This is a genomic window from Franconibacter helveticus LMG 23732 (assembly GCF_000463115.2).
Taxonomy (GTDB): Bacteria; Pseudomonadota; Gammaproteobacteria; order Enterobacterales; family Enterobacteriaceae; genus Franconibacter; species Franconibacter helveticus.
In genome coordinates this window covers 316,342-329,518 of the sequence record NZ_AWFX01000042.1, presented here as the reverse complement: position 1 = coordinate 329,518, position 13,177 = coordinate 316,342, and the positions used below count along the sequence as shown (strand labels likewise).

Here is a 13,177-nt window from a genome sequence, read left to right as displayed (position 1 = left end):
CCATGTTAGAAGTTAACGAACTGAACCAGTATTACGGCGGCAGCCATATTCTGCGCGGCGTGTCGTTTGAAGCGCGCATTGGCGAAGTGACCTGCCTGCTTGGTCGCAACGGCGTGGGTAAAAGCACGCTGCTGAAATGTCTGATGGGGCTTATTCCGGCGCGCTCCGGCGCGGTGAACTGGCAGGGTAAAACTATTACCCGCGATAAACCGCACCAGCGCGTGCAGGCGGGCATCGCTTACGTGCCGCAGGGGCGCGAGATTTTCCCGCGCCTGACGGTAGAAGAAAATTTGCTGATGGGGCTTTCGCGATTTAGCAGCGCCCAGGCGAAAGCGGTGCCGGAGGAGATTTACGCGCTTTTCCCGGTGCTCAAAGAGATGAAGCAGCGCCGTGGCGGCGATCTCTCCGGCGGACAACAACAGCAGCTTGCTATTGGCCGCGCGCTCGCCTGCCGGCCGCAACTGCTGATCCTGGACGAGCCAACCGAGGGCATCCAGCCGTCGGTGATTAAAGAGATCGGCGCGGTTATCCACCAGCTCGCCTCGCGCGGCGATATGGCCATTCTGCTGGTGGAGCAGTTTTACGACTTCGCCGCCGGTCTTGCGGATAATTATCTGGTGATGTCCCGCGGCGCGATCGTTCAGCGCGGGCAAGGCGCAAATATGGAAGCTGAAGGCGTAAGAAGGCTGGTGGCGATTTGAGAAAATGCCCCTTATGGGGCATTTTCGATTTCTATAAGTCTGCCATTTTTTTTAATATAGGCTGCGTTTTCAAAACTGAATCTGACGTCACCGTTACGATCACGATTAACAGTCATGAGTATATTTTTATCAATGCAATTATAAGGCGGTTTTATATCGTCGAAGCAAAGCCGGTCTTCTCTCGCCAGTTGCTGATAGCCTTTACCAAACGCGTAAATGGTAAAATAATCAGGCCCACCCGCTCCGTGCTCAGGAATGTTATATTTTTTTAATATGCTTTCATTATTATTTTCCCACCATTCAATACGGGCTGCTTTAGAAAAAGGAAAATGGTCAACCACTATTTCCGCCGTCCAGGTATTGTGGTGCGCATCAATGACCTGGACTTGCCGATGATTACTCCAGTAATAAATGCTGACGATAAGCAATCCTGTTATTAATGATATAAGCATTCCCTTTTTCATTAACGGCTTCCTCCCATTTCTATTTCTATATAAATCCATTAATAACAATAAATTACACCAATGCGATCGTTCAAGATAAATGTTTTATACATAGTGAAGGCGCCATCAGGCGCCTCAAAATAGACATTAATTAAGTAAAAATCGGTATTAATCAGCCCGCCTGCATCGCCTCAACCGGTTTTACGCGCATGCCTTTTAACATCATCAGGTATGCCACCCATGAGCAAACCATCAGGGCTACAAACAGCGACCAGGCCGGGAAGGTTGTCAGCATAACGCCGGTAAAAAGCGGGTTAAACGCCGCGCCCAGCCAGCCGAGTGACTGCACGGAAAAGTAGCCTGCTTTCAGTCCGGGCGGCGCGATATTATCGATAAGCATATATTCGCCCGGAACATAAATTACCTCGCCGATGGTAAACACCGCTGCCGCCAGCCCCCACATCCAGAGCGACGTGCCGGAAAAAAGAAACCCGGCCAGACCCAGCATGAAGCAGAGCGTGCCGTAAAACATCAACCGGCGAATGTTGTCGGCGCGGATGCGTTTGCCAACCATATATTGCAGCGAAACCACCAGTATCGCATTCACCGGCAACACGACCGCCACCACCTCCTGAGCGAGCGCGCTGTCGGAAAAAGTTAAAACATACTGAGAAATACAAATGGCGAAGGAACCGGCGACCAGCGAACCCAGAAACGCCGAGCCGGTAAACCACAGCAGCCGCTGGTCACGCCAGAGCAACGAAAGCGGCGGCGCGGCGGCGGATGTCGGGTTGGCGCCCGCCATCGCCGAGACGCGAAGCACAAAGAACAGAATCATCAGCAACGCCATCGTGGCGGTAAACGCCGCCAGCCAGAAAGGCATATTCAGCCCGTAAAGCACAAGCCAGGTAGCGAGCGGCGGGCCGATAGTCCAGCCGATATTCACAAAGGTGTAGTTGAGGGAAAAGATGCGCGCCCGGACGCCAACGCCCAGCGTGTCGGAGAAATAGCTTTTCAGCACGGTGGAAAAAACAGAATAGGCGCAGTTAATAACGGCGAAGAGCAGCACCACCAGCGTGGCGTTATTAACCAGCGGGATCGCGGCGAAGCCCGCAATGAATATCGCGATGGCGATCAGCATATAGCGTTTTTTATCGAAGCGGTCCGCCAGCACGCCGAAGCCCAGGCTGAACAGGACGCCCATGGTCATGGCGAGGGTCAGCGCCGCGCCCACGCCGTCGACAGACATCTGATAGGCCTTTGACAGATAAATCGCCATAAAAGGCAGCGTGGCGCCGCGTCCTGTCGTCAGTAACAGCGAGGAGGCCAGCAGCGTGGCGGTCGATCTTTTTGTTTTCGATAGCATTTTCTTATCTTTTTTGCGTGACGGGGAGGGAACGGCATGAGCCATGATTCGCTTTTTTAAGCAATAACACGCACCCTCCGGGCTTGTACACCCCTGAACAAGTTTCGCAGCTTCTTTTTCGCCCCCATAATTTAGTGATCTGTCTCTCATCATCCGATTCCGGTATGGTGAAGTATTAACAAAATTTTAATAAAGACAGGGGCAGGGTATGACGCGTAAAGACGGGCTGCTGGCGCTGCTGGTGGTGGTGGCATGGGGGTTGAATTTCGTTGTAATAAAAGTCGGGCTACACGCGATGCCGCCGTTGTTGCTGGCAGGGCTGCGCTTTTTGCTGGTGGCGTTCCCTGCGCTGCTGTTCGTGTCGCGCCCGAAAGTGCCGCTTTCGCTGCTGCTGGGGTATGGCCTGACTATCAGCTTCGGGCAGTTCGCCTTTCTCTTTTGCGCCATTCGTTTTGGTATGCCTGCCGGGCTGGCGTCGCTGGTGTTACAGGCGCAGGCCTTCCTCACCATTCTTCTTGGCGCCTTTGTCTTTAAAGAGCGTTTGCAATTTAAGCAGGTAGCCGGCATTACGCTTGCGGTGTTTGGCGTACTGGTGCTGGTTGAAGGCAGCCTGAGCGGCCAGCATGTGGCGCTGTTCGGTTTTATGCTGACGCTCGCCGCCGCGCTGAGCTGGGCGTTCGGCAATATTTTTAATAAGAAGATCATGCAGTTGCAGCAGCCGCCGGCGATCATGTCGCTGGTGGTCTGGAGCGCGCTGGTGCCCGTGGTGCCGTTTTTTGTCGCCAGCCTGATTTTCGACGGCCCGGCGGCAATACTGCAAAGCCTGGTCTCAATCGATATCACCACGGTGCTGTCGCTGGTTTATCTGGCGTTCGTCGCCACTATTATCGGCTACGGGATTTGGGGAACGCTGCTCGGGCGTTATGAAACCTGGCGCGTGGCGCCGCTCTCTCTGCTGGTGCCGGTGGTAGGGCTTGCCAGCGCGGCATTGCTGCTTGGCGAAACGCTGAGCCTGGTGCAGTTGCTTGGCGCGGTGCTGATTATGGCGGGGCTGTATATTAACGTGTTCGGTTTTCGCGTGCGGCGAGCGGCGCGGGCATAACGCAAAAAAAGCCCGGCGACAGCCGGGCAAACGTTTTAGCGAGAGGCGTTGTAATAAGGAACGCCTAACTCGTCGGATTTATCGCTTCCGGCGCCGCGGTGGTTAAAGTCGAAAGGCGACTGATTCGCAGCACCAGGCAGGACCATCGCGTCGCGGTCCGTTTTATGGCTCAGCGCGGCGGTTTGATCCGCCATGGCGCCGCCAGACGCCAGCGCCAGCAAAAACAGAGTAGCGCTTGCAATACGTTTCATGATTTCCTCGGTTACGTCTTTTCAGACGGCGATGATAAAAACGGCAGGCTCGCGCCTGTCGCTGTTAATGATTTAGCGGATGCAGATACTTCGCTTCGCCCGGCATGTTAGTCACGCGATACTTATGCGGCGGCACGGAGAAATAGTTTTTGAACGTCCGGGTGAGCGTCTGCTGCGACTCAAACCCATAGCGTTCCGCCAGATAGAGTATCGGCTCGTTGCTCTGCTTGAGCTTACGGGCGATTTCCGTCAGTTTACGGTTGCGAATGTACTGACCGAGCGAATGGCCGGTCTCTTTCTTAAACATTCTTTGCAGGTGCCATTTGGAATAGCCAGAGCGCTGGGAGACTTTCTCCAGCGACAGCGGGGTTTCCAGATTCTCTTCGATCCAGTCCAAAATGCTATGAATAGTAATGGCATCATTATTGCGTCTGGACATCGTCATACCTCTTTTTTGTTAAGGCAGTACCTTTTTGAGCAGGTATTCAAGGGTTGCCACTTCTTCTGCCGTCAGGTTTTTTGTTAATTCTTGATGCAGGTTTTGCCCAACCAGCTGATGACAAGTCTCGCACAGCGATGCGCCTTCTGGCGTAAGCTTAATCAGCACGCCACGCTTGTCATTCGGGTTGGGCAGGCGCTCAATCCAGCCCTTGCATGCCAGGCGGTCCAGCATGCGGGTAAGCGCCCCTAAGTCTACGGATAACACTTTTTTTAGCTCTACCGGCGTGATGCACACTTCGCAGCGAATGGAGCACAGCACCTTAAACTGCGTGGCGGTGACATCCAGCGGAGAGAGATAATCGTTGAGCAAGCGATCCTTCTTTTGATTCACCATGTGAATCAGACGCCCAAGAGGGATAATGTCGTTAAACAGATCGCCGGTGTTTTTCACGATAGTTGCTCAGGCAAGTAGATTAGTCACGGCAGATATTATTGCCCAGGCAAGCATAAGTCAAATGAATGAATTTGCCGATCACACGATCTGCTAAAACGAGTCAATTTATCGCCGTTTCATGACCGTGAGATGGCACGGTTAAAGCCTTAATGACTGAAAAAATGGGCTTTAATTGGTTTCCTGTATCGCTCTGATAGTTTTTTCCAGTGAATTAAACTGGCGGTTGAGAGGCAGTCACCGCCGGGCGGTTAACCGATAAGAGGAAATAACCATGGTGGACTTATTCAAAGCGCTGGGCCTCGGTCTGGTGGTGCTTTTACCGCTGGCCAACCCGCTGACAACAGTGGCATTGTTTCTCGGGCTTGCCGGTAATATGAGCCGTGATGATCGCAACCGCGAAGCGAAAATGGCCGCCCTCTATGTATTCATCATAATGATGGTTGCGTGGTATGCCGGGCAGCTGGTGATGGACACGTTCGGAATTTCGATTCCCGGTTTACGCATTGCCGGCGGCTTGATTGTGGCGTTTATTGGCTTTCGCATGCTTTTTCCGCCGCAGAAAGGGCATGCCGCGCCGGAAGTGCAGAGTAAAACCGAGGAGCTGGCCCGCGAGCCGGAAGCGAGCATCGCGTTTGTGCCGCTGGCGATGCCCAGCACCGCCGGGCCGGGCACCATTGCGATGATCATCAGCTCCGCCTCAACGGTGCGCCACGGCGAAGGTTTTCCCGCCTGGGTGATTAGCGTGGCGCCGCCGCTGATATTTCTGCTGGTCAGTCTCATCCTGTGGGTCAGCCTGCGAAGCTCCGGCGGCGTGATGCGGCTGGTGGGCAAGGGCGGCATAGAAGCGATTTCCCGGCTGATGGGCTTTTTGCTGGTCTGCATGGGCGTGCAATTCATTATTAACGGCGTGCTGGAGATCATCTCCACCTACCCGTAAGAAGGAGCAGGGATGCGAGCGGTTATCGTTGCTTTTATCGCGCTGGTGATCCTGACGGGGTGCCAGCAGCGCAGCGGGCCGCAGGCGCCGCTCGGACAAGACAGCTTCAGGCGCTACCAGCAGGAGACCCGCGACTGGGTAGCGGCCAGGCGCGCTTTCCAGACGCTGGATAAAAACCAGGAGCTTGCTTGGAATACGCCGCAGGAGTGGCGGCCCGCCGCCGCCAGGCCTGAAAAGGGCATATTGCTCATTCACGGGCTTGGCGATTCCCCCGGCTCGTTCAGCGATATCGGCCCGGCGCTGGCGCGAAAGGGTTTTCTGGTTCGCACCCTGTTACTGCCGGGCCACGGCACGCGCCCTGGCGATTTGCTTTATGTCTCGGTTGACGCATGGCGACGCGTGGTACAGGAGCAGGCGGCGATCCTGGCCCGCGACGCCGGTAAGCTTTACATTGGCGGCTTCTCCACTGGCGGCAATCTGGCGCTGGAATACGCCATGACGCACCCGGACGTTCAGGGAGTGGCGCTCTTTTCACCGGCGATAAAATCCAGCACCCGCTACGATTTCCTCGCGCCTTTCGCCGCCTTGTTCCGCGACTGGCTGCGCCCGCCGGGCAAGGTTTTTCCACAGCAGATCGCCACCCGCTATCTGCGCGTGCCGACCAACGGTTTCGCGCAGTTTTATCACACCAGCGCCGCCGTGCAGCGTTTGTTAAACGAGCAAACCTGGAACCGGCCGGTAGTAATGGTGCTTGCGGAACATGACTCGGTGCTGGATACCGGCTGGATTGTCGACAATTTCGATAAGCGTTTTACTCATCCTGCCAGCCGCGTTATCTGGTACGGCTCGCCGCGCCGCGAAGTGGCAGGCGTTTCCCGCGTGCTGGTGAAGCCGGACTTTATGCCCGAAGCGCGCATCAGCCAGTTTTCCCATATGTCGGTATTGTTCGCCCCGGACAACCCTTATTACGGGCGCGAAGGCAAAGAGATAATTTGCGCTAATGGCCAGGGAGAGGCAGAGGCGCAGCGCTGTTTAAAAGGCGAAACGGTCTGGTATTCGGACTGGGGATATCGTGAGGAAGGAAAAGTGCACGCCCGCCTGACATGGAACCCGTGGTTCTTCTGGCAGGAGGGCGTAGTCAGCGAGGTGCTGAACGCAGGCTGATCAGCTCGCGCTGTGGCTGTGCTGCGGCGCTTCTTCCAGTGCCACCGGCCAGCGGCGGAAAATCACCACCGCCCAGACCAGCGCCGCCAGCGCCGGAATGGCGCCCACATACCCGACTGAAGACATCGAGAGATGCAGGCTCACCTGGTTGCCCAACAGCGCGCCCGCGCCGATGCCGATGTTAAAGATACCTGAAAAGAGCGACATCGCGACGTCGGTAGAGTCCGGCGCCAGCGCCAGCACTTTTACCTGCATGCCAAGGCCAATCAGCATAATCGCGATCCCCCAGAAGGCGCTCAGCACCGTCAGGTTTACCGCGCTGGTGGCCGCAGGCAACAGCAGCAACAGGCAGATAACCAGCACGCCGATGGCGCTGCTGATGAGCGTGGAGGCATGCAGGTTGCCAAGCTTGCCGAAAATCACGCTGCCGATAATCCCTGCGCTGCCGAGCACCAGCAGCAGGAAAGTGGCGAAGTTCTCGCTCAGCCCGGCAATGTTCTGCACAAACGGCTCAATATAGCTGTAGGCGGTGAAGTGCGCCGTCACCACCACGGCAGTAAGCACATAGATGCAGATCAACGCCGGACGGCGGAACAGCACCGGCAGGCTTTTCAGCGAACCGGAATGCTCGCTCGGCATTTTCGGCAATAGCTTCATCAGGCAGACCATGGTGACAAGCGCGCCAAGACCGATGGCGAAGAAGGTGGTGCGCCAGCCGAAATACTGTCCGATGATGCGCCCGAGCGGCAACCCCAGCACCGAGGCCAGCGCTGTACCGGTAGCTATCAGGCTCAGCGCCTGGGCACGCTTGCCCGCCGGCGCCAGCCGAATGGCGAGCGACGCGGTAATCGACCAGAAAATAGCGTGCGCGAAGGCGATGCCGATACGGCTAATCACCAGCACCGTGAAGTTCCAGGCGAGGAACGACAGCAGGTGGCTTGCGACAAAGACCGCAAACAGCGCAAGCAGTAGCTTGCGGCGCTCGACCTGGCTTGTCAGCAGCATAAACGGCAGCGACATCAACGCCACCACCCACGCATAGATGGTCAGCATGATGCCCGCCTGCGCGGACTCCATGCCGAAGCTGTGCGCAATGTCAGAGAGCAGACCCACTGGCACAAACTCGGTGGTGTTGAAGATAAAAGCCGCGACAGCGAGCGTAACCACGCGCAGCCACGCGGTTTTGCGTGAAACTGTGTTGTTCATCGTCATAGGAAATATCGCGCTGGTTGAAGTTAACAAAGAAGAGGAAGCGATCTTAAAACCTTCGTGGCGGGCAATACAATGTTTTTGTGACTCAGGTCTCAATTTTTTACCCTGGGCGAAGCGGCGCCGAACGGCGTTTCGCTGCTGGATCCAGGAGACCCAAGAATCTTTTGCCATGCGCCGGGCGGCGTGTCATGTTCAGTGGGCAACGAGAATAACAACAGGAGAAGACTATGCAGGCAATTGACTTTTATATGGTGGACGCGTTCAGCCAGAAAACCTTTGGCGGCAACGCCGCCGCGGTCTGTCCGCTGGTGGAATGGCTGCCGGATGAAACGCTACTGGCGATGGCGCAGCAGCACAACCAGTCGGAAACCGCTTTTTTTGTGCGTACCGACGACGGCTTTGAACTGCGCTGGTTCACCACCCGCTATGAAATTAACCTTTGCGGCCACGCCACGCTTGCCGCCGCGCACGTCATTTTCGAGCACCTTGACTACCCGCACACAGAGATTCGTTTCTCCACCCGTTTTGTGGGCGAGCTGAAGGTCACGCGCAACGGTGAATGGCTGACGCTCGATTTTCCTGCCTGGGAGACGCAGCCTGTCGTTGCGCCGCCGCCGCTGCTGCTTGATTCCCTTGGCATCAGCGAATACGAAGAGGTGCGGCTCGGACGCGACTATCTGGTGGTGTTGAAAGAGGAGGCGCAGGTGCGCGACCTTCGCCCGGACATTCACGCCATGTTGCCGCTCAATAAAATGGTCTGCGTCACGGCGCGCAGCGAACAGTATGATTTCGTCAGCCGCTTTTTTTGCCCGGGCGAAGCGGTGGCGGAGGATCCGGTAACCGGCTCCGCCCACAGCATGCTCATTCCTTACTGGGGAGCAAAGCTTGGCAAAACCACCATGCTGGCGAAGCAGGTTTCCGCACGCGGCGGCGAACTGCGCTGCCAGTGGAACGCAGAGCGCGTGCTGATAGGCGGCCAGGCGGCAACCTATCTTATCGGCAAGGTAATGTTGCGCTAAACAAAAGGCCCCGCGCCGTGGCGGGGCCTTTCTTCAGGGCAGGCGGGCGATATTCGCTTTGATGACATCCACCGAATGACGAAACTTTTCTTCTTCATCCGCAGCAAGCTTCAGCTCAATGATTTGCTGAACGCCGCTCTGCGCCAGCACCGCAGGCACGCCGGTTGCGACCTCGTCCACGCCATATTCCCCCTGTAACACGCACGAGACGGCCAGCGCCCGGTGGCTGCCGGTGAAAATATTACGGCAAATTTCCGCAATGGTGCCGGCGATGCCGAACTCGGTACAGCCTTTACGGGCGTATATCTCAAAGCCTTTACGGCGCACGTAATCCGCCAGCGCCGCTTTATCCAGCTCCGTGCCGGTTTTGCGGCGATAAACATCCGCGATGGGCGAGCCATACACGGAAGAGTGGCTCCAGACCGGGAACTGCGAGTCGCCATGCTCGCCGAGAATAAAAGCGTCGATAGACTGCGGGCCTATTTCCAGCGTTTCGGCAAGGGTGCGGCGCAGGCGGGTGGTATCGAGCCAGACGCCGGTGCCCAGCACCTGGCCGCGCGGCAACCCGGAGAGTTTCCATACCTGCCAGGTGATGATATCGCAGGGGTTGGTGGCGATAAGAAAAATGCCGTTGAAGCCGTTTTCCATCATGGGCGGCACAATGTTTTTTATGATGCGCGCGGTGTTAGTCAGTTCATCAAGCCGCGTCTGGCCAGGCTTGAGCGGCCCGCCGGAAACCGTGATGACGGCGATATCCACATCCTGGCAATCGCTGGCGTCGCGGGTGGAAACCGTGATCATGCCGGGCATGTAGGCGGCGGCATCGCTTAAATCCTGGCGGTGGCCTTCAACCCGCTCTTTGTCGAGGTCGACGAGGATCAGCTCCTCGCAGATAGTCTGGTTAAGTAAAGCCCAGGCGGCGGCGGTGCCGACATTGCCCGCGCCGATAATCATTACTTTACGGGGTTTTGTGTTCATGGCAGTTCCTGATCAGGTGGCGTTTCCGCTTAGAGTAACGCTTACGCCAGCGCAGGAAAAACGCGGATTGCGCCTTGCGGGAAAAGATAAGAAAACGCTATGTCCGGGCCGTTGCCGCAAGGGGAGAGATGTTCGTAATCTGTTGAAAAAAAGGAGATCCCATGTACCGCATTCATCATGCAGACCCGTCACACTCTGAAAGCCTGGCGCTTATCGCCGCCCTGGACGCCTGGCAAACAGAGCTTTATCCGGCCGAAAGCAACCATCTGACCGATCTCAGCGCAGAAGAGTCCCGCATTTTTATGCTGATCCGCACACCGCAGGGCGATGCGGTAGGGTGCGGGGCGGTGGTCATCGCACCGGCTGGGTTTGGCGAAATCAAACGGGTTTACATCGACCCCCGCCATCGGGGGCAGCGGCTGGGCGAGAAACTGCTCGCGGCGCTTGAGCAAGAAGCGGCGGCGCAGGGTTGCCATACGCTGCGTCTGGAGACGGGCATCAGGCAGCCCGCCGCTATCATGCTTTATCGCCGCTGCGGTTATGTGCTGACAGACGCCTTCGCCCCTTATCAGCCCGACCCGCTGAGCCTGTTTATGCGCAAAACGCTTAATCACAACGAGGCAGCAGCGCTGTAAACGCCTCCAGTTGGCGGGTTTTGGCGCCGCGCCGCCAGATAAGCCAGGTGTTGATCCAGCGCCATTTCTCGCCAAGCGGCCATGCCTGCACCTGGTGGCTGCCTGGCATGCTTTCCAGCATCCGGCGCGGCATCATCGCCAGACCCGCGCCTGCGATGACGCAGGCCAGCATGCCGTGGTAAGACTCCATCTCATGAATTTTGCCAGGCATGGCGTGATCTGCCTGAAACCAGCTTTCGAAATGGCGGCGGTAAGAGCAGTTCGCGCGAAAGGCGTAAATGCTCGCGCCGTTTACCTGTTGCGCCCGCGTGACGGCGTCGTGACCGGCGTGGGCGACAATCATCATCTCCTCGCGGTAGACCGGCATTCCCTCAAGGCTCGGGTGCGCTACCGGGCCATCGACAAACGCGGCGCTCAGGGTTCCCTCCAGCACGCCGTCAATCATGGTGCCGGAAGGGCCGGTGGCGAGATCAAACTGTATTTTCGGGTAGCGCTGGTTAAATTCAGCCAGCACTTCGGGAATGCGCACCGCCGCCGTGCTTTCCAGCGAACCAAGAGAGAAGATGCCCTGGGGTTCGTCGCCGGAAACCACCTCGCGCGCCTCGGCCACCAGCTCAAGAATGCGTTTGCTGTAGGCCAGAAAACTGTGTCCGGCGGGCGCAAGACGCAGGCGCTGGTTCTCGCGGATAAACAGCTCAACGCCTAAATCCTCTTCCAGCTGGCGAATGCGGGTAGTGAGGTTGGATGGCACGCGATGCACCCGCTGGGCAGCGGCAGTGATGCTGCCAGCTTCGGCGACGGCGTTAAACATCTCAAGCTGCGTAAGGTCCATGGTGTTCTCGTTTTGTGAAAGGGGTGGTTAATATTATTCACTTTTCAGAAATAACGGAAGCGGTCAGGATATAACCACACCGATGATAAAAACGAGGTACCTATGACCATTTCACCTGCAACCCATGCGATTTCCGTTAACCCGGCCACCGGCGAGACCCTGGCGGCTTATCCGTTCGCAACCGCTGAACATGTTGAACACGCCATTGCCCGCGTGGCGGAAGCCGGGCGCTACTGGCGCACCGTAAGCGTTGAGCACCGCGCGCAAAAACTGCGCGATCTGGGCGCTGCGCTGCGCGCCCGCGCTGAAGAGATGGCGCAGATGATCACCGCCGAGATGGGCAAACCGCTTGCCCAGGCGCGGGGCGAAGTGGCGAAGTCCGCAGGCCTGTGTGACTGGTATGCTGATAACGGCCCGGCGATGCTGGTCGCTGAACCGACGCAGGTTGAGAACAACAAGGCTGTTATCGAGTACCGTCCGCTGGGGCCGGTGCTGGCGGTTATGCCCTGGAACTTCCCGCTGTGGCAGGTGATGCGCGGCGCGGTGCCGATTATTCTCGCAGGCAATACTTACCTGCTGAAGCATGCGCCAAACGTAATGGGCTGCGCGGCGCTGATTGGCGAAATTTTTGAAGACGCGGGTCTGCCGGATGGCGTGTTTGAATATGTGAACGCCACCAATGAAGGGGTAAGTACGGCGATTAACGATAGCCGTATCGCCGCCGTGACGGTGACAGGCAGCGTTCGCGCTGGCGCAGCGATTGGCGCGCAGGCGGGCGCGGCGCTGAAAAAATGCGTGCTGGAGCTTGGCGGCTCCGACCCCTTTATCGTGCTCAATGACGCCGACCTGGATGAAGCGGTAAAAGCGGCGGTAGCAGGGCGCTACCAGAACACCGGGCAGGTGTGCGCTGCGGCTAAGCGTTTCATTGTTGAAGCGGGCATTGCCGACGCGTTCACGCAAAAATTTGTCGCTGCGGCGCAGGCGCTGGTAATGGGCGCGCCGACGGATGAGAAGACCTACCTTGGCCCGATGGCGCGTTTCGATCTGCGCGACGAGCTGGACCAGCAGGTGCAGGCAACGCTTAAAGAAGGCGCCACCTTGCTGCTGGGCGGCGAGAAAGTGGCGGGCGCAGGCAATTACTACGCGCCTACGGTGCTTGCGAACGTTACGCCAGAGATGACGGCGTTTCGCCAGGAGATGTTTGGCCCGGTTGCGGCGATTACCGTTGCCCGCGATGCGGAGCATGCGCTGGCGCTGGCTAACGACAGCGACTTTGGGCTTTCCGCTACGATCTATAGCGCTGATGAAGCCAGAGCGCTGGAGCTGGCTGCGAAGCTTGAGTGCGGCGGGGTATTTATCAATGGCTATAGCGCCAGCGACGCCCGCGTGGCCTTTGGCGGCGTGAAGAAAAGCGGCTTTGGCCGTGAGCTTTCGCACTTCGGCCTGCATGAGTTTTGTAATGTGCAGACGGTGTGGAAGGATCGGCGTTAAGTGTTTGTTCCGTTCGCCGGAGTGGCTGTTGATTAAGTCTATGTGAGGGTGGTGAAGGGTTCCGTTCGCCGTGGCGGTTGCTGTTCGGCTCTATATGAGGGTGGTGAAAGGTTCCGTTCGCTAAGGCGTTGTTTTTATATGTACCCTTCCT

The 13,177-nt window shown here is 57.3% G+C and carries 15 protein-coding genes; 7 read left to right on the top strand and 8 right to left on the bottom strand.

Features of this window, described 5'->3' with window-relative positions; genetic code table 11:
- The first annotated feature begins 2 nt into the window (after positions 1 to 2).
- A complete protein-coding gene (gene urtE, locus DW56_RS11820) occupies positions 3 to 701 on the top strand; it encodes an urea ABC transporter ATP-binding subunit UrtE (protein ID WP_024555058.1) in 699 nt (232 codons plus the stop codon).
- An 11-nt stretch (positions 702 to 712) separates the two neighbouring features.
- Here urtE and DW56_RS11815 read toward each other — a convergent pair whose 3' ends face one another.
- On the bottom strand, positions 713 to 1,165 hold the full coding sequence (locus DW56_RS11815; RefSeq protein ID WP_024555057.1) for a DUF943 family protein: 453 nt from the start codon (positions 1,163 to 1,165) through the stop codon (positions 713 to 715).
- Between the two features lie 151 nt (positions 1,166 to 1,316).
- Positions 1,317 to 2,510: an efflux MFS transporter YdeE gene (ydeE, locus tag DW56_RS11810; RefSeq protein ID WP_024555056.1), complete on the bottom strand. Its 1,194-nt coding sequence runs from the start codon at positions 2,508 to 2,510 to the stop codon at positions 1,317 to 1,319.
- Between the two features lie 208 nt (positions 2,511 to 2,718).
- Between ydeE and eamA the strand changes: the two genes are divergently transcribed.
- Entirely contained in the window at positions 2,719 to 3,612 is an 894-nt protein-coding gene (gene eamA, locus DW56_RS11805) for an O-acetylserine/cysteine exporter (RefSeq protein ID WP_024555055.1), read from the top strand.
- A 35-nt stretch (positions 3,613 to 3,647) separates the two neighbouring features.
- On the opposite strand, the gene marB is transcribed toward eamA, so the two are convergent.
- The 3 genes from marB to marR form a co-directional block, all read right to left on the bottom strand.
- Positions 3,648 to 3,863 (bottom strand): multiple antibiotic resistance protein MarB, encoded by a 216-nt coding sequence (marB, locus tag DW56_RS11800; RefSeq protein WP_024555054.1) that lies wholly within the window; start codon positions 3,861 to 3,863, stop codon positions 3,648 to 3,650.
- Between the two features lie 64 nt (positions 3,864 to 3,927).
- On the bottom strand, positions 3,928 to 4,302 hold the full coding sequence (gene marA, locus DW56_RS11795) for an MDR efflux pump AcrAB transcriptional activator MarA (protein WP_024555053.1): 375 nt from the start codon (positions 4,300 to 4,302) through the stop codon (positions 3,928 to 3,930).
- Positions 4,303 to 4,320: 18 nt separating this feature from the next.
- Complete coding sequence (gene marR / locus DW56_RS11790; protein WP_024555052.1) at positions 4,321 to 4,755, bottom strand: multiple antibiotic resistance transcriptional regulator MarR; 435 nt, start codon at positions 4,753 to 4,755, stop codon at positions 4,321 to 4,323.
- Positions 4,756 to 5,029: 274 nt separating this feature from the next.
- Here marR and DW56_RS11785 point away from each other — a divergent pair, with 274 nt between their 5' ends.
- Both DW56_RS11785 and DW56_RS11780 read left to right on the top strand, forming a co-directional pair.
- Entirely contained in the window at positions 5,030 to 5,695 is a 666-nt protein-coding gene (locus tag DW56_RS11785; protein ID WP_024555051.1) for a MarC family NAAT transporter, read from the top strand.
- A gap of 12 nt (positions 5,696 to 5,707) precedes the next feature.
- Positions 5,708 to 6,859 carry an alpha/beta hydrolase gene (locus DW56_RS11780; RefSeq protein ID WP_024555050.1) on the top strand — a complete coding sequence of 384 codons (1,152 nt, stop codon included), beginning with the start codon at positions 5,708 to 5,710 and terminating at the stop codon, positions 6,857 to 6,859.
- Here the strand turns inward: DW56_RS11780 and DW56_RS11775 are convergent, their stop codons facing one another.
- Positions 6,860 to 8,071 carry a sugar transporter gene (locus tag DW56_RS11775; RefSeq protein WP_024555049.1) on the bottom strand — a complete coding sequence of 404 codons (1,212 nt, stop codon included), beginning with the start codon at positions 8,069 to 8,071 and terminating at the stop codon, positions 6,860 to 6,862.
- 227 nt (positions 8,072 to 8,298) lie between these two features.
- On the opposite strand from DW56_RS11775, the gene DW56_RS11770 reads away from it, so the two are divergent.
- The gene (locus DW56_RS11770; RefSeq protein WP_024555048.1) at positions 8,299 to 9,090 is read left to right on the top strand and encodes a PhzF family phenazine biosynthesis protein; all 792 of its coding nucleotides are present in this window, start codon (positions 8,299 to 8,301) and stop codon (positions 9,088 to 9,090) included.
- Positions 9,091 to 9,123: 33 nt separating this feature from the next.
- On the opposite strand, the gene DW56_RS11765 is transcribed toward DW56_RS11770, so the two are convergent.
- Positions 9,124 to 10,068 carry an L-lactate dehydrogenase gene (locus tag DW56_RS11765; RefSeq protein WP_024555047.1) on the bottom strand — a complete coding sequence of 315 codons (945 nt, stop codon included), beginning with the start codon at positions 10,066 to 10,068 and terminating at the stop codon, positions 9,124 to 9,126.
- A 161-nt stretch (positions 10,069 to 10,229) separates the two neighbouring features.
- Between DW56_RS11765 and DW56_RS11760 the strand changes: the two genes are divergently transcribed.
- Positions 10,230 to 10,703: a GNAT family N-acetyltransferase gene (locus tag DW56_RS11760; RefSeq protein WP_024555046.1), complete on the top strand. Its 474-nt coding sequence runs from the start codon at positions 10,230 to 10,232 to the stop codon at positions 10,701 to 10,703.
- Here the strand turns inward: DW56_RS11760 and ptrR are convergent.
- A complete protein-coding gene (gene ptrR, locus DW56_RS11755; RefSeq protein WP_024555045.1) occupies positions 10,675 to 11,535 on the bottom strand; it encodes a putrescine utilization regulator PtrR in 861 nt (286 codons plus the stop codon). The two genes, DW56_RS11760 and ptrR, sit on opposite strands and share 29 nt — an antisense overlap.
- A 102-nt stretch (positions 11,536 to 11,637) precedes the next feature.
- Between ptrR and sad the strand changes: the two genes are divergently transcribed.
- Positions 11,638 to 13,026: a succinate-semialdehyde dehydrogenase gene (sad, locus tag DW56_RS11750; RefSeq protein WP_024555044.1), complete on the top strand. Its 1,389-nt coding sequence runs from the start codon at positions 11,638 to 11,640 to the stop codon at positions 13,024 to 13,026.
- Positions 13,027 to 13,177 lie beyond the last annotated feature (151 nt).